The organism is Sulfitobacter sp. M368 (genome assembly GCF_025141875.1).
GTDB classification, from domain to species: Bacteria; Pseudomonadota; Alphaproteobacteria; order Rhodobacterales; family Rhodobacteraceae; genus Sulfitobacter; species Sulfitobacter mediterraneus_A.
This window is the reverse complement of sequence record NZ_CP081113.1, coordinates 15,408-39,282: the sequence shown is the minus strand read 5'-3', so window position 1 is coordinate 39,282 and position 23,875 is coordinate 15,408. Positions and strand designations below refer to the sequence as shown.

Genomic DNA, 23,875 nt, shown 5'->3' with positions numbered 1-23,875 from the left:
GTGACCCAGACCAAACTTTCCGGCGTGCTGTTGCTAAGCCCACCGAGGTTTGGCGATGAGCGTGGATTTTTTAGCGAAAGCTGGAACCGCCGCAAGATGGCAGACCATGGGATTGATCTGGATTTTGTGCAGGACAATCATTCGCTATCCTCTGCGGTGAACACAGTGCGCGGGCTACATTTTCAATCGCCGCCACATGCACAGGCAAAGCTTGTTCGTTGCGGACGCGGGGCATTGTTTGACGTTGCGGTTGACGTGCGCAAAGGCAGCGCGACCTATGGGCAATGGGTTGGTTATGATCTGACCGCTGAAAACGGGTTGCAGCTTTTGATCCCCGCAGGGTTTTTGCATGGATTTGCGACAAGGGCAGCTGACACCGAAATTATCTATAAATGCAGCGATTATTACGCGCCCGAATGTGACGGTGCGGTGCGCTTTGATGACCCTGATATCGCGATTGACTGGGGGCTGAGCGGCGATGCGATCCTGTCAGAAAAAGACAGCAAGGCGCAGGGTTTTTCAGACTTTGACAGTCCCTTCACCTTTGAGGGCGCAACATGAAGATACTGGTCACAGGCGGTGCAGGGTTTATCGGGTCGGCAGTGGTGCGGTTGGCGATCTCGCGCGGGCATGAGGTGATCAATCTCGATGCGCTGACCTATGCGGGCTGTTTGGAAAACCTCGCGCCTGTGTCTGATAACCCGCTCTATTCCTTCGAACATGTAGATATCCGTGACAGGGCTGCGCTGGATTGGGTGTTTGCCGCGCATAAGCCGCAATGCGTGATGCATTTGGCGGCAGAATCCCATGTGGATCGATCCATTGATGGGCCGGGTGATTTTATCGAGACCAACATCACCGGCACCTACAACATGCTTGAAGCGGCACGCAGCTATTGGGCGGGCTCCGGCAAGCCCGAAGATTTCCGGTTTCACCACATTTCCACTGATGAAGTGTTCGGAAGCCTCGGCGCGACAGGCATGTTCACCGAAGACACCCCTTATGATCCGCGCTCGCCTTACTCGGCCTCGAAGGCCTCAAGCGACCATCTGGTGCGGGCCTGGCATGAGACATATGGCTTGCCCGTTGTCTTGACCAATTGTTCCAACAATTACGGCCCCTACCATTTCCCTGAAAAACTGGTGCCTGTGGTGATCCTGAACGCCTTGGCGGGCAAGGACATTCCGGTCTACGGCAAGGGCGAGAACGTGCGCGATTGGCTGTTTGTCGAAGACCACGCAGATGCGCTTTTGCTGGTGATGGAAAAAGGCGCGTTGGGTCGCAGCTACAACATCGGTGGCGAGAACGAGGCCCGCAACATTGATCTGGTGCGCTCTATCTGCACGATCCTTGATGAAAAGCGGCCCAAGACGGGCAGCTATGCCGATCAGATCACATTTGTGGAAGACCGCGCGGGGCATGATCTGCGTTACGCCATTGATCCGGCGCGCATTCGTGATGAATTAGGTTGGCGGCCCTCTGTGACACTGACCGAAGGACTGGAAAAGACTGTGCAGTGGTATCTGGACAACGAAGACTGGTGGCGGGCTTTGCAAGGTCGCGATGGTGTAGGCGTTCGTTTGGGCAATAAGGGTTAGCGGGAGATGGCGATCCTTGTGTTTGGCAAATCCGGGCAAGTAGCGCGTGAGCTGGCGAAATTGCCAGAAACTCTCTGCCTTGGCCGGGATGCGGCGGATTTGACCGATCCGATGGCTTGCGCCGAAGCGATCCGGTTTCACCAGCCCGCCGCAGTGATCAACGCCGCCGCATATACTGCGGTGGATGCAGCCGAGTCAGACGAAGCACAAGCAACCTTGGTCAACGCCACGGCACCCGGCGCAATGGCCCGCGCCTGTGCCGATTTGGGCATCCCTTTGGTGCACATTTCAACTGATTATGTGTTTGCAGGGGATGGCGAGACACCGTGGCAGCCTGATGATGCGACCGCGCCTTTGGGCGCTTATGGGCGCAGCAAACTGGCCGGAGAAACAGCCGTGCGCGATGCGGGCTGTACTCACGCCATTCTGCGCACCTCATGGGTGGTTTCGGCCCATGGGGCAAACTTCGTCAAGACAATGCTGCGCCTCGGGGCAGAGCGGGGCAGCCTCAATGTGGTGGCCGATCAGATCGGTGGCCCGACCGCAGCGGCGGATATTGCGGCCGCCTGTCACCGGATTGCCCTGCAATTGATAGATGCCCCAGACAAGACCGGCACCTATCATTTCGCCGGAGCGCCCGATTGCAGTTGGGCAGATTTTGCCCGCGCCATTTTTGATGAGGCCGAATTGAATTGCACAGTGCACGACATTCCATCATCCGACTATCCAACGCCCGCCAAACGCCCTCTCAACTCGCGATTGGACTGCAGCACAACAAACAAGACCTTCGGCATTGAACGCCCACAGTGGCACGCGAGCCTCACCCAAATTCTCAAAGATCTCGGAGCATCCAAATGACACAGCGCAAAGGCATTATTCTGGCGGGTGGATCTGGCACACGGCTTTATCCGATCACCATCGGGATTTCGAAACAGCTTTTGCCGATCTATGACAAACCGATGATTTATTACCCGATTTCGGTTCTGATGCTGGCAGGTATCCGCGAAATCGCGATGATCACCACCCCGCAGGATCAAGCCCAGTTTCAGCGCAGCCTTGGCGATGGCAGCCAATGGGGCATTTCCCTGACCTATATCGTGCAACCATCTCCAGATGGTCTGGCGCAGGCCTATATCCTGGCGGAGGATTTTCTGGATGGAGCCCCCTCTGCCATGGTGCTTGGGGACAACATCTTTTTTGGGCATGGGTTGCCCGAATTGCTGGCGGACGCCGATGCACAGGAAAGTGGTGGCACGGTTTTTGGTTATCACGTGGCGGATCCGGAACGCTATGGCGTGGTTGGGTTTGATGCAGACGGCACCGCCCGCCAGATCATTGAGAAACCGGATGTACCCCCGTCAAATTATGCTGTGACCGGCCTCTATTTCCTGGATGCGGATGCGCCGCGATTGGCACGAGAGGTCACACCTTCTGCGCGTGGCGAACTTGAGATCACCACCTTGCTGGAAATGTATCTCAAGAAGGGCCAACTGCGGGTCAACCGCATGGGACGCGGCTATGCCTGGCTTGATACGGGCACACATGCCAGCCTGCTTGATGCGGGGAACTTTGTGCGGACCCTGACACAGCGACAGGGGCTCCAAACCGGTAGCCTCGAAGAGATCGCACATGACCAGGGCTGGATCAGCGATGATGAACTGGCCAAACGCGCAGAGATGTTCGAGAAAAACGAATATGGTGCCTATCTCAAAGATCTGACCGATTAAGATCAAGTCTCCCCAAACCATATGCTTTGGCATCAATGGAAGCGCGTCAAATGCACCCGAATTTCAGAGGTGTGTTACCCTTTGGCGCCCTGCCCACGGGCATAGACATCTTCATATCGGATGATGTCATCTTCGCCCAGATAATCACCTGTCTGCACCTCGATCAGCTCCATCGGAATGTCGCCGGGATTCTCCATGCGGTGGATCGCACCCAATGGAATATAAACTGATTCATTGGCGTTGATCATTTTGACTTCCAGGTTGTCCATATCCGGGCCAACCGTCACCTTGGCAGTGCCGACAACGACGATCCAATGCTCAGACCGGTGTTTGTGGCTCTGCAGGCTCAGCGCTGCGCCGGGGGTCACAACAATCCGTTTGACCTGAAACCCCTCACCAACGATCAGCGATTCAAAGAACCCCCATGGGCGGTGATCCTTGGGGAAGGTATCGGCTTGCGGTATGTTGGCGCTGCGCATTTGCTTGACCACGGTGCCCAGATCAGCGACGCAATTCCGGTCTGCCACCAAAACGGCATCGGGCATTGCAACGGCAACGATGTTTTCAAGGCCAAGCCCCACCAGTCGCTGTGCATCGTTTTCCGACCGCAGCAGCGTATTGGCACAATCTACTGCCAGTGCAGCACCCTGCGTTGCGACGCCATTTTCATCCGATTTGGCATGCAGATGCACCGCGCTCCAGCCGCCCAGATCGGACCAGTCGCCCTCATGTGCCACAACGGACAGGTTGCTGACCTTCTCCATGATCGCAAAATCGACGGAAATGTCCTCACACTTGGCCCATGCATCAGGGTCAAGGCGCAGAAAACCAAGGTCTGGTTTGGCTGCTTCAACAGATGCCGTGACATGCGCCATCATCTCCGGTGCATGGGCGGCGAAGGCATCAATCAGGGTTTGTGCGGTGTACATGAAAATGCCCGCGTTCCACAGGTAGCCACCATCGGCCAACATTCGCTTTGCTTCGGCCAGTTCCGGTTTCTCGACAAACCGTTTGAGTGGCAAAGCCCCGTTTTGCCCGCCTTCGCCCAACTCAAGATAACCATAGCCGGTTTCAGCGCGGTCAGGCGCAATGCCAAAGGTCACGATCTGACCTGCACTTGCGGCGTCCAAGCCACGTTTGATGCTATCGCGAAATGCATCGGCCTGCGTAATGTAGTGATCTGAGGGAGCAGCCAGCATCAGACCTTGCGGATTGTCCTGGGCCAGAACCAGCGCCGCGGCCAACAGGGCCGGGGCGGTGTTGCGGGCCTCCGGTTCGATCAGAACGGCACCGGGGTCAATTCCCGCATCGCCCAGCTGCTGCGTCGCGATAAACCGGAAATCGGAGTTGGTCACGATCAGCGGCGCGTTAAATCCAGCCCCGGACAGGCGTGCACTGGATTGTTGAAACAGGCTTCCGTCGCCGATCAGATTGATAAACTGCTTTGGAAAACTTTTGCGTGAAACGGGCCAAAGCCGGGTGCCTGATCCCCCACAAAGAATAACAGGGGTGATGTTGTTCGCTGCCATCGGTTGTCCTTTTTGCCTGCCGTCTTGCCTGGGTTGCAAGGCAACCGGATAAATCAATTGCCTGTTAGGCTAGCAGTTTACCAAGTTTCAAGCGACATTAGCAAAGACAAGCAGAGCCTTGCCGGTTTTTTTGGGCACGGCCATGTTCGTGAAAGAGACCAGCGAAGGCCCGGTTTGGGTGCAAAACCATAAAGGACAGGACATGGGAGCAGACACCACCGTGGATATCAGCGAGATCACGGCAGATCGTATTCGCCAGCGGACAGAACAACTGCGGGCACATATTGCCCACACTCCGGCGATTGAACTTTCATCTCGCTTGATCGGTCATGTGATGGGCGGCGGCCATGTCGCGCTCAAGCTTGAGTGTTTTCAACACACCGGAACCTTCAAGGCGCGGGGTGCGCTTTCCAATGCTCTGGCAATCCCAGAATCAGACAAAGTGGCGGGGATCACAGCGGCCAGTGCGGGCAACCATGCCATTGCCGCGGCATGGGCGGCACGCGTGACGGGCCTATCTGCGAAAGTGGTGATGCAAGACAACGCAAACCCCTTCCGGATCGCCCGGGCCGAGGCCGAAGGCGCCGAAGTGATACTGCGTGCGCCCGGAGCGCCCACATTCGCAGAAGCAGAACGCCTTTCTGCAGAAGAGGGCCGGACCTTTATTCACCCGTTCGAAGGGGTGAATACCGCGCTTGGCACGGCCGGGGTCGGCTATGAACTCATCACGGACATGCCCGATCTGGACGCAGTCGTCGTATCTGTGGGCGGTGGTGGTTTGATCAGCGGCATCGCGGCGGCGGTCAAGTTGCACAAGCCCGATTGCATGGTTTTTGGCGTGGAGCCGTCCGGCGCCGACAGCATGTCGCGGTCCTTGGCAGCGGGCCGGCCTGTGACCTTGGACAAGGTTGATACCATCGCGGACAGCCTTGGCCCGCCCATGGCATTGCCCCTGGGCCACGCCCTCTGTGCGGCCTATGTGGATGATATGGTGCGCGTCACCGATGATCAGATCTGCGCGGGTATGGTCGCACTGCAACAAGAGGCGAAACTGGCCGTGGAGCCCGCAGCCGGGGCCGCGATGGCAGGGCTGCTTGGGCCATTGCGCAAAAGATTGCAGGCAAAGCGGGTCGGTGTGGTGGTGTGCGGTGCCAATATTGATGCAGCGACCTATCAGGCACAGTTGTTGCGCGGAATGGACCACTACGGCGCATTGATGGAAATCTGAGAGCGTCGGCAGTTGCCTCTTGACCTTCTAGTGACTGGAACCCTTATGTCTGGGCTGTCAGTCAAGGAGCAGGGCCATGTCGCAGGCGCCAAAAATCTCGATCTCGGTGATGAATATGTCCTGCGGGGGCTGTGTCGGCCGCGCGGCGCGCGCGCTTGAATCCGTAGAAGGGATTGATGCGGTCACCGTCAATCTGGCAGACGAAACTGCCCATTTCTCGGCCCGTGATGACCGGGCCAAAGCAGACGCGATCGCGGCTTTGGGTGCCGCCGGATATCCGGCTGCTGACCAGACCGTGACCTTGGCGATCACTGGCATGTCCTGTGCCTCTTGCGTTGGACGGTTGGACCGCGCGTTGAAAGCTGTTCCGGGTGTGGTTGAGGCGCAGGTCAATCTGGCCGACGAAACAGCATTGGTGCGCTATGTCCCTGGCATTGTCAGCACAGCCGAACTGATCACTGCGTCCCAAAAGGCAGGCTATCCCGGAACAATCCTTGAACAGGGCCAGATGCCAGACCGCGCCGCAACCAAGGCCGAAGAGGCGCAGACCCATAAACGTGCAATGATCCTTGCGATGTGCCTCGCGCTTCCGGTTTTCATTCTGGAAATGGGCGGGCATATGGTGCCAGCTTTGCACCACCTCATCGGGCGCACCATCGGGCACCAGACCAGCTGGATCATTCAGTTTATCCTCACGTCGCTGGTTCTGGTTGGTCCGGGGCGGGCGTTCTTTGTGAAGGGCGGGCGGGCCTTGTTGCGCCGGGCGCCCAACATGGACAGCCTCGTCGCGCTGGGCGCTGGCGCGGCTTGGAGCTATTCGACCGTGGCGCTGTTTCTGCCCGCTTTGCTGCCGCAGGACAGCCGAGTTGTATATTTCGAAGCGGCGGCGGTGATTGTGGCGCTGATCCTTCTTGGCCGCTGGTTTGAGGCGCGCGCCAAGGGCCAGACCGGCAGTGCGATCCAAAAACTGGTTGGCTTGCAACCGCGCACCGCCATGGTCAAATCTGGTGCGGACTGGGTTGAAACAGCCATCGAGGATCTGCGCCCCGGTGACATTTTCCGCACCCGCCCCGGAGAGCGGATCGCCATCGACGCAAAAGTGAAATCCGGCACTGGCAGTGTGGATGAAAGCATGATCACCGGTGAACCGATGCCAGTGGTCAAATCGCCCGGTGATCCGCTGACAGGTGGCACCATCAATGGCAACGGTAGCCTGACGTGCGAGGTGACGCGTACCGGACAAGACACAACCCTGTCGCAGATCATCCGGATGGTGCAGCAGGCCCAGAATGCCCGCCTGCCGATCCAGGCGCTTGTGGATCGGGTGACGCTGTGGTTTGTCCCTGCTGTTCTTCTGATTGCTTTGCTGACGGTGTTGGTCTGGCTCGTCTTTGGGCCCGCACCGGTGGTGTCACATGCCCTGGTTGCAGGGGTTTCGGTGTTGATTATTGCCTGCCCCTGCGCGATGGGGCTCGCCACACCCACCTCGATCATGGTCGGCACAGGGCGGGCGGCACAGCTTGGCGTGTTGTTTCGGCAAGGGGATGCCTTGCAATCGCTCAGTGGGGTGGACGTGGTTGCCTTCGACAAGACCGGTACACTGACCGAAGGGCGGCCCAGCCTGACCGCCTTGGACATCGCAGCGGGGTTTGATCGCGCTGCCGTGTTGTCCCAAATCGCGGCGGTGGAGGCTTTGTCAGAACATCCGGTCGCCCGTGCGGTTGTATCAGCGGCGCAAGCCGAAGGCGTGCCGGTCCTCGTGGCCGAAGACTTCGCCGCATTGTCCGGTCAGGGTGTCACGGCGCGGGTTGCTGGTGATCTGATCCGTATCGGCAACGCGGCGATGATGGCCGATGCCGGGATAGATATATCCGAACTCCAAGGCGAGGCGGCAGCCTTGGCCGAGGATGGTAAGACGGTCTTTTTCGCCGCGCAAGAGAGCCGCGCGATGGCGCTGATTGCGGTGTCCGATCCGATCAAGGCCGAAAGCCGTGATGCGATTGCGGCCCTCAAGGCTCGCGGGATCGAGGTTGCCATGATCACTGGGGATGGCGAGCAGACAGGACAAGCCGTCGCGCGGGCGCTGGGCATCGACAAGGTGATCGCCGAGGTACTGCCAGAGGGTAAAATCACTGCGCTGGACGGTCTTGGCGGCCCGGACCGGCGGGTGGCTTTTGTCGGTGATGGGATCAATGATGCGCCGGTCCTGGCCCATGCGGATGTGGGAATCGCCATCGGAACCGGCACCGATGTGGCCATTGAAACGGCGGATGTTGTGTTGATGTCCGGCACGCTTGACGGAGTGGTTGCCGCATTTGACATCTCACGTCTGACCCTGCGCAATATCCGGCAAAATCTGGTTTGGGCTTTTGGCTATAACATCTTGTTGATTCCGGTTGCCGCGGGTCTGCTATACCCTGCGTTCGGAATGCTTTTGTCGCCGGCGATGGCGGCCGGGGCGATGGCGTTTTCATCGGTCTTTGTGCTGACAAATGCACTGCGGCTCAGACGTGCAGGAGGGGTCACATGAACATCAAAGAGGTTGGGGCAGCCACGGGTCTGCCTGTAAAAACCATCCGCTATTACGAAGATATCGGATTGGTCAGCCCCAAACGGCAAAGCAACGGATACCGTGTGTTCAGTGACACGGACCAGCACAAGCTTGCGTTTCTGGCCCGCGCCAGATCGCTGGGTTTTCCGGTGGAAAGCTGTCGCAGTCTGCTTGCCCTCTACGACGACAAGGGCCGCGCCAGCGCAGATGTGAAACAGATCGCCAAAGAACACCTCAAAGAGATCGATCGCAAACTGGCCGAGCTGTCAGCGATGCGTGACACCCTTGGGCATCTGGTAGAAGCCTGCGCGGGGGATCATCGCCCCGATTGCCCCATTCTACAGGACCTGGCCGCCCCAACCTGAGCCGCCCGGCATTGAGGTTTTATGTGACCTGCGTTTAGGTGGCGCGGCCTGCATCTCGCAGGGTTTGCGAAAGGAACAGCCGATGTATGTGATCAACCCGCCGAAACAGGCCAGCCTCGCGGTGCAAAGCACCGATGACCGGTTTCCGGTGCGGCGGATTTTCTGTGTGGGCCGGAATTATGAGGCACATGCCCGCGAGATGGGCAAAGACCCAACGCGGGAAGCGCCGTTCTTTTTCACGAAACCAGCCGATGCCGCAGTCGACACACCCTTCACCCTGCCATACCCAAAATTGACCGAGGATTTGCATCACGAGATCGAGCTGGTGATTGCGCTGGGCAAAGGCGGATCTGACATTGCCGAGGCGGATGTGATGACTCATGTTTGGGGCGCAGCCGTTGGCCTTGATATGACCCGCCGCGACCTACAGGGCGAAGCGAAAAAGATGGGCCGCCCGTGGGATTGGGGCAAAGCCTTTGACAACTCCGCGCCGATTTCTGCGATCAAGCCTATCGCGGATGTCCCAAGTGTTGAAACCGGGCGCATATGGCTGTCCGTGAACGGTGAGATCCGGCAGGATGCGGATTTGTCCGATCTGATCTGGTCGGTGCGCGAAACCGTTGCGATCCTGTCGCGGGCGATGACACTGGCCCCCGGTGATCTGATCATGACAGGCACCCCGGCGGGCGTTGGCCCGGTTGCCCCCGGCGATGTGATCACCGGCGGTGTGGATGGCATCGGAACCCTAGAAGTCAAGATCGGAGATCGCGCATGACGGATCTGGCATTGCACAATTACTTCCGGTCCTCGACCTCTGTGCGGGTGCGGGCGGCGCTGAATCTCAAGGGGCTGAGCTATGATTATATTCCGCTGTCCCTGCTCAAGGGAGAACAAGCCAGTCCCGAACATCTGGCGCTAAATCCGTCAGGTTTGGTGCCCACATTGGTCACACCGGAGGGGGCATTGCCGCAATCCTTGGCAATTTTGGAATGGCTGGAGGAGGTATATCCAGAACCGCCGTTGCTGCCATCTGATCCTTGGGCGCGGGCGCGGGTGCGCAGCCTAGCGCAGATCGTCGCATTGGACATTCATCCAGTGAACAATCTGCGTATTCTCAAACATCTCGAAGCCGAATTTGGCGTGGATGCAACGGGCAAGGCGGCGTGGTTTCGCAAATGGGCGAGCGCGGGCATGCAGGCGCTTGAAACACGGCTGGCGGCAGAACCGGAGACCGGCACGTTCTGCCATGGTGACACGGTTGGTCTGGCCGATCTGTGCCTCTACGCTCAAGTCCTTAACAACGCGCGGTTTGAGGTCGATATGAAGCCCTACCCGACGATCAGGCGCATCCATGAGGCCTGCATGGAGGTGCCAGCCTTGGCGCAAGCTGCGCCTGCCAATCAGCCTGACGCGGTGTAAGCCTGCGCATGGGCAATGACCCGCTCTGCCACGGCTTCCGGCGCGTCCCAATGGATGGAATGGCCTGCATCGGGCAGGGTGATCTGTGAAACCCCCTCGATGGCGGCGAAGGCTTGGCGCCCTTCCGCCTCGGGGATCATCAGATCCTCGGCGGCAAAAATCACCTGTGTTGGTGTTTTGATGTCCCCTGCGCGGGTACGCGGGCGGAAGTTGCGTAAGGCTTCGATCTGATGCGCCATGGCATCGACGGTCTGGGCATGGGGATAGGCCAGCGCCGCCTCGACCGCCATTTTGGCATTTTGCGGATTCTCGAAAAATGCAGGCCGGAACGCCCAAGGGTAAAGGGCATTGAGCCAAAGGGTTTCGCCCCCCTCGGCGCGGCGAATGGCCAGCAAGGTATCAAAGACATGCATCGTGCGCGGGATCCGAACGGGCGCAGAGGCCAGTATGGTCAGCGAGGCCATTGCATCGCCCACGAGGCCGGACAATTCCATCGCCATCAGTCCGCCCATCGAATGCCCGGTGACGTGATAACGCTCATGACCCAAATGCCGCATCAGCGCGGCGGCATCTTCGGCCATTTGTCCTACGCTCACCGGGGCATCCCAAGGGGTGGTCTGGCCAGTGGTGCGGTTGTCGGGGCGAATGACCGTAAAATGCGGTGTCAAGAGCCGGAGCAGAGCGCCCCAGCTGGCATTGTCGCCCATCATCCCGGCCAGCAGCAAGATCGGAGGACCGCTGCCATCGATTTCATAGTGCAGGGTGATATCATCGAGGGCCAGATCAGGCATTGAGTGTACTCCAACAGGGCAAAAGATCGCCATCGGCGGGCGTCGCTTTATAGGCGGCGCGGGCAATGGCACGGGCCAGGCATTGCGCAGCGGCATGGCCAATCAACGTGGTGTCAGGCACCGCAGGGCCGGTGCCAGTGCTCAGGGCAAAGACCAGATCGCCGTCATGGGGTGTATGGGCCGGAACGGTCGCGCGGGCAATTCCATCGTGGGCAGCGACGGCGACCCGCTGGCATTGTGCCTTGGTCAGGGGGGCATCGGTTGCAATGATGGCGATGGTGGTGTTCTCACGTGGTGACACGGCCTGCATCTTGCGGCTGTCCAATTGCAGACCCAGACCAGTTGCAGGATCAACGCCCTGTGCGCCAAACTCGTCCCCGATTTCAAATGGGGCCGCGAAAAAGTGTTTGTCGCCGGGTGTGGTCACCGCGCCAACAGGGTTGGCCGCAACGAGCGCCCCGACTGTGCTGCCATCTGGCAAAACCAACGAAGCCGAGCCAAGCCCGCCTTTGACCATCGCCGTCAATGCGCCCGTGCCTGCGCCAAAACTGCCCAGCATAAAATCAGCCGAGGCATCTTCAAACGCCGCGCGGCCAAGGGCGCGGTAGGGGTTCTCGGTCCAGTCTTTTTCACCGCCATTGAGCAGATCAAACAAGATCGCCCCCGGCACAAGCGGGATCACCGCGCCGCGCACCTGAAACCCGCGCCCCTGTGCCCTCAACCCGTCAACCACACCGGAACAGGCATCAAGCCCGTAGGCCGACCCGCCCGAAAGCACCAGCGCCTCAACCTCTGTCACGGATTTGTCTGGGGCCAGCAGATCCGTTTCCCGTGATCCGGGTGCGCCGCCCATCACATGCACAGAGGCCACAAAAGGTTCGGTGGCCGTGACAACCGTTGTCCCGGATTTCAGGACATCGTCCTGCGCGTTGCCAACCAAGAGACCGGCAACATCGGTGATCAGGTTCTTGGGACCGGGTTTCATGGAAATGTCCTTTGGTTTTGGAGGAAAGGGCGCAAGGTCATCGCCCGACCCGAAATGCATAGCTGCCGCATTGGTTTGCGGTGCGTGGCGGGCCTTCTGTGATCTCGAAAACCGCGTCACAGCTTTCGAGGCATTGCCGCCAGAAAGCCATGCCATTGGGTGCATTCTCAGCGACACCCAAGACCCAATCACCGCCCAGAGCTTGAAAGATCAGTGTTGCGGCCTCTGTCCCGATCCCGCGATTGCGAAAGGCGGGTTGAATGGTGAACTCCGTCAATTCATGGCAACCATCCTTATGGTTCCACACAAGGGCGAAACCGACTGGCGCGCCATTGAGTTCGATCACGTAAGGATGTCGGCCTGGCTCGATCCAGTAACGGTCCAGCGCGTTTGGAAAATAGACCGGCCCTTCTGGCAAAAGCTCTCGGAAATAGGCTTCTGACATGGCGTCGATGACACCTCGGTTCTGTTCTGGCACCGGTGCGATGCTGATACGGTCGGTCATGCGCGGGCCTGCTCGATCTCGGGCAAGACAGGCGCGGCAGCAATCAGCGATTGCGTATAGGGATGCGCCGGACGTTCAAACACCTCTTCGGTCTGGCCCTGTTCGACAATCTCGCCCGATTTCATCACCAACACCCGGTCCGTAACGGTGCGAACCACCGACAGATCGTGAGAAATGAACAAATAGGTCAGATCATAAGCGCCGCAGAGATCGGCCAGCAGGTCCAGGATTTGCGCCCGTACAGAAACGTCCAAGGCGCTGACCGCCTCGTCAAACAAGATCAACTCGGGCCGGATGATCAGGGCGCGGGCGATGGCGATGCGCTGGCGCTGACCGCCGGAAAACTCATGGATGTATTTGCTGGCGTCTTCGGGGGTCAGGCCGACCGCGGTCAGGGCTTCGTCAATCGCACGGGTGCGCGCCGCGCCCTGCGGTGGATCAGGCAGCAAATGAAATGGTTCGGTGATCAAACGGTCAACCCGGTGCCGTGGATTGAAACTGCCGAATGGATCTTGAAACACCACCTGCATCTGGCGGCGCACGTCCAGATTGGGCCGCGTGCCACTGAAAACGGGTGCACCGTTCAAGGTGATGCTGCCACCCTGTACCTGCTCGAGCCCCAGCAGGGCGCGGGTCAACGTAGACTTGCCGCAGCCCGATTCCCCAACAAGGCCCAGTCTTTCACCGCGTTGAATGGTGAAAGACACATCGTTCACCGCCCGAAAATATCCCGGATGCCCGAACAGGCGGGTGCGCGGAAGACGGTAGTCGCGGATCACATTGCGCACCTCAAGCAATGGTTTTGGCGGTGGCGGTTCGGGCAGTGAAACGCGATGGCTGGACGCTTCAAACAACATCTTTGTGTAGGGATGGCGCATGTTTTGCAAAAGCGCCTGAGTCTCGCCCTGTTCCACCACTTCGCCGTGACGCATGACGATGATCCGGTCGGCCATATCCGCCACCACGGCCAGATCATGGGTGATCATCAGCAGGCCCATGCCGTCTTCTTGGGCCAGTTTTTTCAGCAGCGCCAATATCTGCGCCTGCGTGGTCACATCCAATGCCGTCGTCGGCTCGTCCGCGATCAGCAAACGCGGGCGCAGGGCGATGGCCATGGCGATCACAACCCGCTGACGCTGACCCCCGCTCAGCTCATGAGGATAGCGCGACATGGGAAAACGGTCCTGGGGCAGACCGACACGGGACAGGGTTTCGGCGGCGCGGGATTCTGCCTCTTGCCGGGGTACTTCGCTGTGGTGCACGCGAATGGTCTCGGCCACCTGTGCGCCTATGGTCTGCACGGGGTTGAGTGCGGTCATCGGTTCCTGAAACACCATGCCAATGTCATTGCCGCGAATGCCGCACAGTTCCGCTTCAGTCAGCTCTGTCAAATCCTGATCGCCCAGCATGATGTGACCGCTGAGCTCGGTGCCCTTGGGCAGCAATTGCATAGTGGCCAGCGCGGTCAGGGATTTGCCTGATCCGCTCTCTCCCGTGACGGCAACAATTTCGCCGGGTGCAACCGACAGGGTCACGTCACGCAGGATTTTGAGCGCGTGAATGGACAGGGACAGATTGGTGATCTCAAGCAGGTTCATACCCGAGCCACCCGCAATCTGGGATCCAGATAGTCGCGCAACCCGTCGCCCATCAGGTTCAGCCCCAGCACTGTCAGGATGATCGCGAACCCCGGCACCAGCGCCATATGGGGTGCAATACTGACCAAGGTCTGCGCATCGGCCAGCATCCGCCCCCATGACGGTGTTGGAGGCTGTGCACCTAGGCCGACATAGCTCAGCCCCGCCTCGGCCAGAATGCCCAGCGAAAACTGGATCGTGCCCTGCACAATCAGAAGGTTGGTCACATTGGGCAAGATATGTTCAACAGAGATCCGTGCCGCGGATTTTCCTGCAACCCGTGCCGCAAGAATAAATTCCCGCTGCCACAGCGACAGCGCTGCGCCGCGGGTGATCCGGGCAAATACGGGGATGTTAAAAATGCCAATGGCAATGATGGCATTGATCGCGCCTGCACCAAAGATCGCGGTGATCAGAATGGCAATCACAAGACTGGGAAAGGCAAACACCAGATCATTGCCGCGCATGATCAATTCATCCAGCCATGTGCCTTGCCGTGCTGCCGCCCAAAGGCCCAGCGGCACGCCAAGGCCCATCCCGATACCAACAGCCACCAGCGCCACCGCAATCGAGGTGCGTGCGCCAACCATGATCATGCTTAGAATATCGCGGCCAAAATGGTCAGTTCCCAGCAGGTGTAGTGCATTGGGCGTCTTCAGCTTGTTGGCGATGTCCAAGGCGGCGTGGTCATAAGGGGTCCAGACAAAACTGATCAATGCGGCACAAACAAACACCGCAGACAACGCACCACCGATGATCAGATTGCGGATCATGTGCGCGACCTCAGCCGGGGATCAACAGCGGCGTAGGCCAGATCAACTAGGAAATTGACGGTGATGACAGAGAAGACCAAGAGCATCACCACCGATTCAACCACGATCAGATCGCGGGCGGAAATAGACTGAAACACCAGCCGCCCTAGACCGGGCAGATAGAACACCTGTTCAATGATGATCGATCCGGCCAGCAAGAAGGAAAACTGTAACCCGATGATGGTCAGCACCGGAATCAACGCATTGCGCAGCCCGTGCCGCCACAGGGCTTGCCGCGCTGTCAGGCCCTTGGCCCGTGCAGTGCGCATGAAATCTTCGCCCAGCACATCCAGCAGCGATGACCGCATGACACGGGCAAGAATGGCGGCCTGCGGCAGGGCGAGGGCGATCGCGGGCAAGGTCAGGGCATGCAGACCGGCCCAAAGCCCTTTGTCCCACCCAACGAAACCACCCGCCGCAAACCAACGCAGGTTGATCGCAAAGATCAGCACCAGCATCATGGCAAACCAGAAGTTTGGCACCGCCACGCCCAGCTGGGTTGCCCCCATCACACCGATATCGCCCGCCTGGCCCCGGCGGGAAGCCGCGTAAATTCCGGCAGGAAAGGCCAAAACGGTACTGAGAACCAAAGCGTAAAGGGCCAGCGGCAAGGACACCCACAACCGGTCAGAGATCATATCCATCACAGGGGTGCGGTAGGTATAGGAGGTGCCGAAATCACCGCTGAGCATGCCGCCCACCCAAGTCAGGTAGCGCTGCACCTTGGGCACATCGAGGCCCAGTTCAGCGCGCAAAGCAGCCAGCGTTTCAGGTTGTGCGTTCATCCCCAGCATAAAGGAGGCCGGATCACCCGGCGCGATCTCAATCACGGCAAAGATCACAATCGACGCCACAGCAAGGCTGATAAACAGCGAAATCAGGCGTTTGATCGTATAACGTAGCATTACGGGAAGGTTAGGCGCAGGAGCGGGGCGGGTCCAGAGGGCTTTGGCGGCGATGCCCTGACGAAATCGCAGTGAATTGACGCCTTGATATAGCGGTTGGTCAGGCCTCCCAAGCAGATGCCGTTTTCGTGATGACTGATATATGCCATATTTTACAACGGCTTGAGGGTATTAGGATAAAAGGCTTCATCTTCTTTAGGAACCAAATGTCAGCCGGCTGGTTGGTTTGGTGACGTTAATGAGTTTTGGAGAGTAACAATGAACACGACTGTAAAAACCCTTGCCATCGCCGCCCTCATGGGCACCGTGTCCGCACCTGCATTCGCAGACGGCCATATGAGCACATCCATGACATGTGCCGAATGGAAAGAGCTCGGTGATGAGGACCGCATGAAAGTTGCCCAAATGGCACTGGCCGAGATCGCAACAGGCGACGACGGTGAAAGCATGGAAGACAGCGCCACTGCAACTGACGATGGCGACGGTGTGACAGCTGCAGAAGCGACAGACAGCGATAACGGCAATGCCACAGGCGCAGAAGCGACAGCGAACGAATCGTCTTTGACAGCGGATGAAAACACCATCAGCGACGACGACATGGCGCTGTTCGAACGGACCTGCGACACCAACCTTGACGCTATGGTGTCCGAAGCGGCCATCGGCTCTGCCGGCACACGCTAAATCAACGGACAGTTGAACAAATTGGGGCATCCTTCGGGGTGCCCCTTTTTTTGTGTTGATGGCAAAAGCTACCGCTTGGGATAAGTATGGCGCATGAACAGCCCGCTTTTCATCGGACATGAGATTTATCGTGGCTCCAGCTATGGCCGATGGCACCCTTTGCGGGTGCCGCGTGTGTCTACGGTGATGGATCTGTCGCGGGCCTTGGGGTGGTTGCCTAAGGGCCAATTTATCACATCGCCCCGCGCCAAGCCTGAGGCATTGGTGAACTGGCACACAGCCGATTACATCGATGCGTTGCAGCGGGTCGAAGCGGACCAGATCGCAACCGCAGATGATCTCTCCCGCCATGACATCGGAAGTGTTACCAATCCGGTCTTCCCCGAGATTTTCCGGCGCCCGGCCACCGCTGCGGGTGGGTCCATCCTTGCAGGTGAGCTGCTGCGCGACGGCGGTGTTGTCTATAACCCTGCCGGCGGCACCCATCACGGTATGCCGGACCGCGCCAACGGGTTCTGCTATCTCAATGATCCCGTGCTTGCGATGCTCAGCCTGCGCCGCTTTGGCATACGGCGAATTGCCTTTGTGGATATCGATGCGCACCACCCCGATGGCGTGGAAGCAGGCTTTGGCGGCGATCCCGATTGCCTGCTGATCTCGGTGCATGAGGCACGGCTATGGCCGCGCAGTGGACCGGTCGAAAACGATGGGGGCGGAAATGCGCTCAACATTGCGGTGCCGCGCGGGTTTGACGACAGTGAAATGGCCTTTGTTCGCGATGCGCTGATCCTCCCCCGCGTGGAGGCTTTTGAGCCGGATGCGATCGTGCTGCTTTGCGGGGCGGATGCGGTCGAAGAAGATCCTTTGTCCCATTTGCACCTCAGCAACAACGCGCATTGGGATATCCTGCGCCGGCTCATGGGTATGGCGCCAAGGCTGCTTGTGCTGGGCGGGGGTGGCTATAATCCGTGGTCCGTTGGTCGTCTCTGGACCGGGATCTGGGGGATTTTGAACGGGCAGGATTTGCCTGCAACATTGCCGACGGAGGCCGAGGTTATTCTGCGGGCTTTGCGGTTTGACGGCAATCGCCGCGGCAAGAACCCGCCAGAGCATTGGTTCACGACATTGCAAGATAAACCGCGCCTCGGGGATGTGCGGGATGAGGTCAAAGAGGTTGTGCGGCAGTTGTTGTTGCGACCTGTACTTTGACCTGAAGGGGGTTAGCCAGCGATCTTGCGCATCAGTGCCTCAATCGGGCCGCGTTTGAAGACCAGCGACCAAATATTGGCATAGATCGTCGCGCCAAGACAGAACAACAGCGCTGCGCCAACCGCTTGCGCGATGGTCTGACCACCGAGCATATTCAAGGCCTCAAGCGTGCCCATTCCCACCAGGATATGCGCTATATAGAGAGTCAGTGTTTGCCGCCCAGCAGGCACGATCAACGGAAGAATGCGCCATCGGCCCAGCGGCCCTGCCACCATAAGACACAGCCCAATCACCAAAGAGGCAGCCCCGAACCCCGCCAAGCTATAAAGCGGCATCGGCGGGACCGGGTCGGTCGTGACCAGCAGGGCAAACTCCGCATCGAGCGGCACCAGCATATTTGCCAGTACGAAGCTGGCCCCTTCGGCAAAGGCCAGCGCGCCAGCGCCGAGGCCCACCAAGGCCAACTGAGCCCGGCGTTCTGACAAGGCAAGGCGGCTGAGTACGATGCCAAACAGCAAGAATCCAAGCCAAGGAATGACGGGGTGCCAGCCATTGAAAAACAGGTTCCGGACAAAGCCCGCAGGCGTCCAGAAATCGGCGTAGGCGAAGGTCTCCCAATTCCAGCCGGTGTCATATTCGAACAAGAAAACCATGGCGACAAAGGCCAGGTTGAGCGCCAGAATGGCCAAGACCAACGTGCGGGAGGACAGGGGCAAAAGCAGCACCCCAAACAGAAAGTAGAAGGCGTAATAATGCAGAATGTCGGCCTCGAAGATCAGCATGTTCATGAGGCCAATCGCCAATAAAAAAACCGCCCGGCGCAGGGATACAGACACCGTGTGATCCAAGGCTTTGCGCCCCGCCAGCCCAAGGCCGATCCCCGCCAGCACGACAAAGGTCGCTGCGGCGCGCCCTTCCAAGGCACCGCTCAGCAGGCTGAGCCAGCCGCCATCATTTTCCGCACCCATTGCGATCTTGAAGTTCACAATGACCATCCCGACAAAGGCGAGGTATCTGGCAAGATCCAAACCGGCCAGACGGCTTTGCAGGGCAGGGGGTGCGGCATTTGTCATTTGCATGATGTCTGATCTGATCTTTCAAAGGACAAGAGGTGAAATAGCGCTGATGCGGGGCTGTGGCAGAAACGCCGCGTCGCTGTGCGGTTGTCTTGCATTGACGGCGAGGCAATGTCGCAATATGCCCGCAAAAGTAGAAAGAAGTTCAAGAGTAACCTAATGAAAAATATCGTAATGGGCGCCGCTTTGGCGTTTGCCCTGGCGGCTTGTGGTGGGTCAAATGCACCAACGGCAAGCGCACCGGGCCTGAACCCCAAATCGAAAATCTCAATCCTGTTTCAGGATTTTCCTGCGGGAACCGTATGTTCTGTGACCTTGCCGTCGGGCAGATTGCAGACACCAGCCATGCCCGGAAAAATCGACTATCCTGCGGCAAACGCCAAATCACCGGTGCGCTGCCAATCGCCAGATGGCGCGGTTTATGCGGTAGATGTACCAAGTGTCCTGCCACCAGAAGAATTCCGCATCGCGGGGATCACCGCCTATGGCACCGGCCTGATCGTTTCGACGGTTTCAGGGGCTGACCTGTATCAGTTCAAAAATGAAAATGGCGTCACCCGTCGCAAGTGACCAAAAAAGAAAGGCCCCGACAATCGCGGGGCCTTTTGGGATTCTAAGGGTCAAGGATTACTCGGACCAGCTGACCGCCGTAAGGTCATTGGCCTGCGTTGGTGCATTGGCCCAAAGACCCTGAATGCCAGCTTTGGCCACTGACAGCGCCGCCAGTTGGAACAGGTAACCGTTCACGTAATCATTCGAGATGATGGTCTGCGCCTCGCCCAGCATCGCGGTGCGCATGTCTGGGTCGGTCGTGCTGTTCAGTTTGGTCATCAGCTCTTGGAAGGCCGGGTTGTCGTACTGGAAGTAATAGTCCGGGTTGGCATAGATCCCGATATCCATTGGTTCCGTATGGCTGACGATGGTCAGGCCAAAGTTCTTGCCTTTGAACACGGTTTCCAGCCATTGCGCCCATTCGACATTGCTGATCTCGGCCTTGATCCCAACAGCGGCAAGCTGTGCTGCGATGATCTCACCGCCGCGGCGGGCGTAGGATGGGGGTGGCAGGTGCAACGTGGTTTCAAACCCGTCTGGAAATCCAGCTTCGGCCAGCAGCGCCTTGGCGCGCTCGGGGTCATAATTGCTCATCCCGGTATGGTCGACATAGGCGGGGTTGTGCGGCGCAAAATGCGTGCCGATTGGGGTGCCATAGCCAAACATCGCCCCGTCGATGATCGCCTGACGGTCAATTGCATGGGCCACGGCGGCCCGCACCTTGACGTTGTCAAAGGGCGGCATCTTGTTGTTGGTCGACAGGATTGTTTCACCTTCGGTAGATCCGATCAGAACCTGAAATCGTGGGTCTGCCTCGAACTGTGGCAGATTCTCGGGCGCTGGGAAGCCGCTGAAAACGTCCACATCTTCGGCCATCATCGCAGCAAACGCCGCCGTTGGGTCAGAGATGAATTTGAAAGTGGCCTTGGACAGCACAGCGGGGGTACCCCAATAATCCGGGTTGCGGCTGATCTCGATCTTGTCGCCCTGCGACCAGCTGTCGAATTTGAAGGCGCCCGTGCCGATGGGCTGTTGCTTGATATTCTCAATGCTTTCGGGCGCGACGATCACGGCGTCACCCCAAGCGAGGTTAAACAACATGTTGCCATTGGGTTCGGACAGTTTGACCTCGACCGTTGTAGGGTCGATGACTGTCACGCTTGAGATGGCAGAATAGAGCGCCTTTTGCGCATTGGCACTGTCTTCGGCGTTGATGCGGTCGAGGCTGAATTTCACGTCTTCGGCATCCATGGTGGTGCCGTCATGGAAGGTCACACCCGAGCGCAGCTTGAATGTATAGGTCAGCCCATCATCAGAGATTTCCCAGGATTCAGCTAAACCCGGAACGACAGAGCCATCACCCATAAACCGGGTCAGCCCCTCGAACACATTGGAATAAAGCACAGAATCGATGGCCCCAGCGGCAGCAGAGGTCGGATCAAGGTGTGGCGGTTCAAGCTGCATGGCCAATGTGATGTCATCTTTGGCCATGGCTGTGCCTGCCATCAGGGCGGCAGTACTTGCGCCCAGCAGAATGGTGCGAAGGTGGAACATGGTGGTCTCCCGGTTGGTTATACCTGACGTTAACAAAAGAATCGTGCTCAAGGCCAGCATTCCTTGGTTTGATTGCCTTTGGTCAGGGGGAGAGGTATGCACCGGCCTTTTGATGGGGCGGGAGCCTGATATGTCATCTACATTGGGCATTGATTTTGGCACATCCAATTCGGCGGCGGGCTATGTCCGGGGTGGTGCTTCGGTGCTGATTGACCTTGAGGAGGGTGCGCAAACCCTGCCGACAGCAGTGTTTTTTGACTTTGAATCCAAGAAGATGCTGGTGGGGGAGCGGGCCGCGAAGGCGCTTTTGTCGGGCGAGGAGGGCCGGTATATGCGCGGACTCAAAAGCCTGCTTGGCACCCGTCTTATGCGTGAAAGCCGGATGCTCCTGGGGGAACGACTGGATTTCATTGACATTGTCGGGCGGTTTCTGGCTGAGGTAAAACGCCGCGCCGAGGCGGCGACGGGTGAATCCTTTGATCGGGCGCTGTCAGGGCGGCCCGTTCAGTTTCACACCGCAGATAAGGCCCGCAATGATCAGGCTTTGCTGGATCTGACCGAAGCCTATACCCGTGCGGGGTTTTCCGATGTGCGTTTCCTGAATGAGCCTGAGGCGGCGGCGATAGCCAATCGGGCGGCGCTAGAGGATGGTGATCTGGGTCTGGTGGTCGATATTGGCGGCGGCACATCGGATTTTACGCTGTTCCGGCAGAAGCAGGGCGGCGACATTGATATTCTGGCAAGCCATGGTGTGCGTATCGGCGGCACCGATTTTGACCGACGTTTGAGCATTGCCAAAGTGATGCCGCAACTGGGCATGGGCAGCGACATTCGTCATGCCTTTGGCAATGACACCCATGTCGCACCGAATGCGATCTTTAATGATCTGGCAACATGGCAGAAGATCCCGTTTCTTTATGGCCCTGACACCCGCCGCGCCGCGCGGGAATTGGCCAGGTTTGCGGTGCATCCCAAACGTCTGGCGCGGCTTGAAAAGGTGCTTGAGGATGAATTGGGTCATGATCTGGCCTTTGCGGTTGAGGCGGGCAAGATCATGGCCAATGACCCCACGCAGACAGATCCGGTGATCCATGTGGGCATGTTAAAATCAGGCGCGACCCTGCCTTTGCCAGCCGCCTTCATGCACAGGAAACTTGCACCTCTTGCAGATCAAATTGGCGAGGCGGCGCAAACCACGCTTGCGATGGCGGATGTGCCCGCGACGGCGGTGAACAAGTTGATCTTTGTGGGCGGGTCAGGGCTGATGCAGGTGGTCGAAGACGCCCTGCGCAAAAGCTTCCCCGCTGCGCAAATGCATCGCGGCGCGGCAATGACGGCCATTGTCAGCGGTCTGGCGATCCGATCTGCAACGGCCTTTGACGATCAACCCTGAGGCAGCAAGAGCGTTTCCAGCGCCGCGCCCATGACCTTGGCGCTGTCGATCATATCATCGATGCCAATCCACTCATCAGGTTTATGTGCCAATTCCAGAACCCCCGGCCCATAGGCAATGCAGTTTTTCAGCTTGCCGATCCGATCGATGTGTTTTTGATCATAGGTGCCGGGTGAGGCAACATATTCAGCCGGTTTGCCCATCACATCCTCAATCGCCTTTGCCACGGTCCGCACCACGGGCGCGTCCTTGTCGGTCATGGAGGGCAAGACGGAATTCAGCTCGGTCAGCTCATAGTCGAAATCGGCGCGGGTCTCGCGCAACCCTTCGAGAAGGTCGGTCACTTCGCCGCGCACCTGTTCCAAGGGTTCTTCGACCAAAAATCGGCGGTCGATGACGATACGGCAGCTGTCTGGCACACAATGGGCGGGCAGTCCTGTGAAGTCATCATCCTGTTCCCTCTGGCCGCCATGGATGGAATTGATATTCATGGTTGATTGCCGCGCCCCCTCGGGCACGACTGGCATTTCTGTCCAACGGGCCGCCATCGCCGGGAACAATTTGTCTTCAAATTCGGTCAGGACTGCCCCCATGTGCCGCACGGCGCAATCGCCCAGAAACGGCATGGAGCCATGGGCAATCTCGCCCTTTGTCTCGATCTCCGCCCACCAGCCGCCGCGATGGCCCAGACAAATGCGATCTTTGTTCAGAGGTTCGGGGATGATCACATGCTGCACGCGGGCCGGGTCGAAAAAGCCCTGTTCGGCCAGATAAGCGACACCGCCATAGCCACCGGATTCTTCATCCGCAGTGCCCGAAATCTCAACCGCGCCGGAAAAGTCGGGATGGGTTTCGATAAAGGCTTCCGCCGCGATGATAGAGGCCGCCAAGCCGCCCTTCATGTCGCAGGTGCCGCGCCCGTAGATCTTGCCATCCGAAACCTCGGCGCCAAAGGGATCAAAGGTCCAGCCTGCGCCGACCTCGACGACATCCGTGTGGCTGTTGAAATGCACACAGTCACCCGCATGACGCCCCTCGCGCCGTGCGATGATGTTCCAGCGCGGGTATTTTGTGCTGTCTCCCGGCGTGCCATGAGCGCGGATCAGTTGCGTTTCAAATCCATGCGCCGACAACCGCTTGTCCAGATACTCGCAGATCAGGCGATAATCCTGACCGGGCGGGTTCAGCGTCGGAATGCGGATCAGATCCTGGGTCAGTGCGATCAGATCGTCACGTTTGGCGGCGATGGCGGAGGCAAGTGGTGTTGTCATGGAGGCATCGTTCACCGCATCGCACGTTAAGGCAAGCCCCCTGCCAGCAGCGATGCACAATACCTCCGATTTTGGATCAGGTCTTTT

23 protein-coding genes are annotated in these 23,875 nt (G+C 58.6%); 13 read left to right on the top strand and 10 right to left on the bottom strand.

The genetic code is table 11. The annotated features are described in order from the left end of the window. Genes rfbC through rfbA form a run of 4 tightly spaced genes read left to right on the top strand, consistent with a single transcriptional unit; the run spans position 1 to position 3,325 of the window. Entirely contained in the window at positions 1-561 is a 561-nt protein-coding gene (gene rfbC, locus K3754_RS00180) for a dTDP-4-dehydrorhamnose 3,5-epimerase (protein ID WP_259939726.1), read from the top strand. Then, positions 558-1,598, top strand: coding sequence for a dTDP-glucose 4,6-dehydratase (gene rfbB / locus K3754_RS00175; protein ID WP_259939724.1), 1,041 nt, complete (start codon positions 558-560; stop codon positions 1,596-1,598). The genes rfbC and rfbB overlap by 4 nt, the downstream gene beginning before the upstream one ends. Positions 1,599-1,604: 6 nt before the next feature. Further along, positions 1,605-2,456 (top strand): dTDP-4-dehydrorhamnose reductase, encoded by an 852-nt coding sequence (rfbD, locus tag K3754_RS00170; RefSeq protein ID WP_259939722.1) that lies wholly within the window; start codon positions 1,605-1,607, stop codon positions 2,454-2,456. Next, entirely contained in the window at positions 2,453-3,325 is an 873-nt protein-coding gene (gene rfbA, locus K3754_RS00165; RefSeq protein ID WP_259939718.1) for a glucose-1-phosphate thymidylyltransferase RfbA, read from the top strand. Before rfbD ends, rfbA begins: the two co-directional genes overlap by 4 nt. A gap of 74 nt (positions 3,326-3,399) precedes the next feature. Here the strand turns inward: rfbA and K3754_RS00160 are convergent, their stop codons facing one another. Then, on the bottom strand, positions 3,400-4,854 hold the full coding sequence (locus tag K3754_RS00160) for a mannose-1-phosphate guanylyltransferase/mannose-6-phosphate isomerase (RefSeq protein ID WP_259939715.1): 1,455 nt from the start codon (positions 4,852-4,854) through the stop codon (positions 3,400-3,402). A 202-nt stretch (positions 4,855-5,056) separates the two neighbouring features. On the opposite strand from K3754_RS00160, the gene K3754_RS00155 reads away from it, so the two are divergent. The 5 genes from K3754_RS00155 (at position 5,057) to maiA (ending at position 10,417) form a co-directional block, all read left to right on the top strand. Then, positions 5,057-6,082, top strand: coding sequence for a pyridoxal-phosphate dependent enzyme (locus K3754_RS00155; protein WP_259939712.1), 1,026 nt, complete (start codon positions 5,057-5,059; stop codon positions 6,080-6,082). A 76-nt stretch (positions 6,083-6,158) separates the two neighbouring features. Further along, a complete protein-coding gene (locus tag K3754_RS00150; RefSeq protein ID WP_259939699.1) occupies positions 6,159-8,612 on the top strand; it encodes a heavy metal translocating P-type ATPase in 2,454 nt (817 codons plus the stop codon). After that, positions 8,609-8,998: a Cu(I)-responsive transcriptional regulator gene (gene cueR, locus K3754_RS00145; protein ID WP_203209596.1), complete on the top strand. Its 390-nt coding sequence runs from the start codon at positions 8,609-8,611 to the stop codon at positions 8,996-8,998. The genes K3754_RS00150 and cueR overlap by 4 nt, the downstream gene beginning before the upstream one ends. A gap of 82 nt (positions 8,999-9,080) precedes the next feature. Further along, positions 9,081-9,773, top strand: coding sequence for a fumarylacetoacetate hydrolase family protein (locus K3754_RS00140; protein ID WP_259939697.1), 693 nt, complete (start codon positions 9,081-9,083; stop codon positions 9,771-9,773). Beyond that, on the top strand, positions 9,770-10,417 hold the full coding sequence (maiA, locus tag K3754_RS00135; RefSeq protein ID WP_203209598.1) for a maleylacetoacetate isomerase: 648 nt from the start codon (positions 9,770-9,772) through the stop codon (positions 10,415-10,417). The genes K3754_RS00140 and maiA overlap by 4 nt, the downstream gene beginning before the upstream one ends. Here the strand turns inward: maiA and K3754_RS00130 are convergent. Genes K3754_RS00130 through K3754_RS00105 form a run of 6 tightly spaced genes read right to left on the bottom strand, consistent with a single transcriptional unit; the run spans position 10,399 to position 16,052 of the window. Next, positions 10,399-11,208 (bottom strand): alpha/beta fold hydrolase, encoded by an 810-nt coding sequence (locus K3754_RS00130; RefSeq protein WP_259939694.1) that lies wholly within the window; start codon positions 11,206-11,208, stop codon positions 10,399-10,401. The two genes, maiA and K3754_RS00130, sit on opposite strands and share 19 nt — an antisense overlap. Then, on the bottom strand, positions 11,201-12,193 hold the full coding sequence (locus tag K3754_RS00125; RefSeq protein ID WP_259939692.1) for a P1 family peptidase: 993 nt from the start codon (positions 12,191-12,193) through the stop codon (positions 11,201-11,203). Before K3754_RS00125 ends, K3754_RS00130 begins: the two co-directional genes overlap by 8 nt. Positions 12,194-12,230: 37 nt before the next feature. Continuing rightward, a complete protein-coding gene (locus K3754_RS00120; RefSeq protein WP_203209601.1) occupies positions 12,231-12,698 on the bottom strand; it encodes a GNAT family N-acetyltransferase in 468 nt (155 codons plus the stop codon). Further along, on the bottom strand, positions 12,695-14,296 hold the full coding sequence (locus K3754_RS00115) for an ABC transporter ATP-binding protein (RefSeq protein ID WP_259939690.1): 1,602 nt from the start codon (positions 14,294-14,296) through the stop codon (positions 12,695-12,697). The genes K3754_RS00120 and K3754_RS00115 overlap by 4 nt, the downstream gene beginning before the upstream one ends. Next, positions 14,293-15,108: an ABC transporter permease gene (locus K3754_RS00110; protein WP_259939687.1), complete on the bottom strand. Its 816-nt coding sequence runs from the start codon at positions 15,106-15,108 to the stop codon at positions 14,293-14,295. Before K3754_RS00110 ends, K3754_RS00115 begins: the two co-directional genes overlap by 4 nt. Further along, the gene (locus tag K3754_RS00105; protein ID WP_203209604.1) at positions 15,105-16,052 is read right to left on the bottom strand and encodes an ABC transporter permease; all 948 of its coding nucleotides are present in this window, start codon (positions 16,050-16,052) and stop codon (positions 15,105-15,107) included. Before K3754_RS00105 ends, K3754_RS00110 begins: the two co-directional genes overlap by 4 nt. Before the next feature lie 258 nt (positions 16,053-16,310). On the opposite strand from K3754_RS00105, the gene K3754_RS00100 reads away from it, so the two are divergent. Next, positions 16,311-16,733 carry a hypothetical protein gene (locus K3754_RS00100; protein ID WP_203209605.1) on the top strand — a complete coding sequence of 141 codons (423 nt, stop codon included), beginning with the start codon at positions 16,311-16,313 and terminating at the stop codon, positions 16,731-16,733. Between the two features lie 93 nt (positions 16,734-16,826). Beyond that, positions 16,827-17,942: an acetoin utilization protein AcuC gene (locus K3754_RS00095; RefSeq protein ID WP_259939684.1), complete on the top strand. Its 1,116-nt coding sequence runs from the start codon at positions 16,827-16,829 to the stop codon at positions 17,940-17,942. A gap of 11 nt (positions 17,943-17,953) precedes the next feature. Here the strand turns inward: K3754_RS00095 and K3754_RS00090 are convergent, their stop codons facing one another. Beyond that, complete coding sequence (locus K3754_RS00090) at positions 17,954-19,015, bottom strand: DUF418 domain-containing protein (protein ID WP_259939682.1); 1,062 nt, start codon at positions 19,013-19,015, stop codon at positions 17,954-17,956. A 162-nt stretch (positions 19,016-19,177) separates the two neighbouring features. Here K3754_RS00090 and K3754_RS00085 point away from each other — a divergent pair, with 162 nt between their 5' ends. Continuing rightward, positions 19,178-19,588: a hypothetical protein gene (locus K3754_RS00085; protein WP_259939679.1), complete on the top strand. Its 411-nt coding sequence runs from the start codon at positions 19,178-19,180 to the stop codon at positions 19,586-19,588. Positions 19,589-19,645: 57 nt separating this feature from the next. On the opposite strand, the gene K3754_RS00080 is transcribed toward K3754_RS00085, so the two are convergent. After that, positions 19,646-21,124 carry an ABC transporter substrate-binding protein gene (locus K3754_RS00080; RefSeq protein ID WP_259939675.1) on the bottom strand — a complete coding sequence of 493 codons (1,479 nt, stop codon included), beginning with the start codon at positions 21,122-21,124 and terminating at the stop codon, positions 19,646-19,648. 130 nt (positions 21,125-21,254) lie between these two features. Here K3754_RS00080 and K3754_RS00075 point away from each other — a divergent pair, with 130 nt between their 5' ends. Next, positions 21,255-22,517: an Hsp70 family protein gene (locus K3754_RS00075; RefSeq protein ID WP_259939672.1), complete on the top strand. Its 1,263-nt coding sequence runs from the start codon at positions 21,255-21,257 to the stop codon at positions 22,515-22,517. Here the strand turns inward: K3754_RS00075 and K3754_RS00070 are convergent. After that, the gene (locus K3754_RS00070) at positions 22,508-23,788 is read right to left on the bottom strand and encodes an acetylornithine deacetylase/succinyl-diaminopimelate desuccinylase family protein (RefSeq protein ID WP_259939670.1); all 1,281 of its coding nucleotides are present in this window, start codon (positions 23,786-23,788) and stop codon (positions 22,508-22,510) included. The two genes, K3754_RS00075 and K3754_RS00070, sit on opposite strands and share 10 nt — an antisense overlap. Positions 23,789-23,875: the final 87 nt, after the last annotated feature.

What these genes read in the sequence shown, in the direction of transcription:
- rfbD (WP_259939722.1), top strand. Translation starts at nt 1,605, where the DNA reads ATGGCGATCCTTGTGTTTGGCAAATCCGGGCAAGTAGCGCGTGAGCTG.
- cueR (WP_203209596.1), top strand. Translation starts at nt 8,609, where the DNA reads ATGAACATCAAAGAGGTTGGGGCAGCCACGGGTCTGCCTGTAAAAACC.
- K3754_RS00080 (WP_259939675.1), bottom strand. Translation starts at nt 21,124, where the DNA reads ATGTTCCACCTTCGCACCATTCTGCTGGGCGCAAGTACTGCCGCCCTG.
- K3754_RS00125 (WP_259939692.1), bottom strand. Translation starts at nt 12,193, where the DNA reads ATGAAACCCGGTCCCAAGAACCTGATCACCGATGTTGCCGGTCTCTTG.
- K3754_RS00150 (WP_259939699.1), top strand. Translation starts at nt 6,159, where the DNA reads ATGTCGCAGGCGCCAAAAATCTCGATCTCGGTGATGAATATGTCCTGC.
- K3754_RS00110 (WP_259939687.1), bottom strand. Translation starts at nt 15,108, where the DNA reads ATGATCCGCAATCTGATCATCGGTGGTGCGTTGTCTGCGGTGTTTGTT.
- rfbB (WP_259939724.1), top strand. Translation starts at nt 558, where the DNA reads ATGAAGATACTGGTCACAGGCGGTGCAGGGTTTATCGGGTCGGCAGTG.
- K3754_RS00100 (WP_203209605.1), top strand. Translation starts at nt 16,311, where the DNA reads ATGAACACGACTGTAAAAACCCTTGCCATCGCCGCCCTCATGGGCACC.
- K3754_RS00095 (WP_259939684.1), top strand. Translation starts at nt 16,827, where the DNA reads ATGAACAGCCCGCTTTTCATCGGACATGAGATTTATCGTGGCTCCAGC.
- K3754_RS00105 (WP_203209604.1), bottom strand. Translation starts at nt 16,052, where the DNA reads ATGCTACGTTATACGATCAAACGCCTGATTTCGCTGTTTATCAGCCTT.
- K3754_RS00085 (WP_259939679.1), top strand. Translation starts at nt 19,178, where the DNA reads ATGAAAAATATCGTAATGGGCGCCGCTTTGGCGTTTGCCCTGGCGGCT.
- K3754_RS00115 (WP_259939690.1), bottom strand. Translation starts at nt 14,296, where the DNA reads ATGAACCTGCTTGAGATCACCAATCTGTCCCTGTCCATTCACGCGCTC.
- K3754_RS00155 (WP_259939712.1), top strand. Translation starts at nt 5,057, where the DNA reads ATGGGAGCAGACACCACCGTGGATATCAGCGAGATCACGGCAGATCGT.
- K3754_RS00120 (WP_203209601.1), bottom strand. Translation starts at nt 12,698, where the DNA reads ATGACCGACCGTATCAGCATCGCACCGGTGCCAGAACAGAACCGAGGT.
- K3754_RS00090 (WP_259939682.1), bottom strand. Translation starts at nt 19,015, where the DNA reads ATGACAAATGCCGCACCCCCTGCCCTGCAAAGCCGTCTGGCCGGTTTG.
- K3754_RS00075 (WP_259939672.1), top strand. Translation starts at nt 21,255, where the DNA reads ATGTCATCTACATTGGGCATTGATTTTGGCACATCCAATTCGGCGGCG.
- K3754_RS00160 (WP_259939715.1), bottom strand. Translation starts at nt 4,854, where the DNA reads ATGGCAGCGAACAACATCACCCCTGTTATTCTTTGTGGGGGATCAGGC.
- maiA (WP_203209598.1), top strand. Translation starts at nt 9,770, where the DNA reads ATGACGGATCTGGCATTGCACAATTACTTCCGGTCCTCGACCTCTGTG.
- K3754_RS00140 (WP_259939697.1), top strand. Translation starts at nt 9,081, where the DNA reads ATGTATGTGATCAACCCGCCGAAACAGGCCAGCCTCGCGGTGCAAAGC.
- K3754_RS00130 (WP_259939694.1), bottom strand. Translation starts at nt 11,208, where the DNA reads ATGCCTGATCTGGCCCTCGATGATATCACCCTGCACTATGAAATCGAT.
- rfbA (WP_259939718.1), top strand. Translation starts at nt 2,453, where the DNA reads ATGACACAGCGCAAAGGCATTATTCTGGCGGGTGGATCTGGCACACGG.
- K3754_RS00070 (WP_259939670.1), bottom strand. Translation starts at nt 23,788, where the DNA reads ATGACAACACCACTTGCCTCCGCCATCGCCGCCAAACGTGACGATCTG.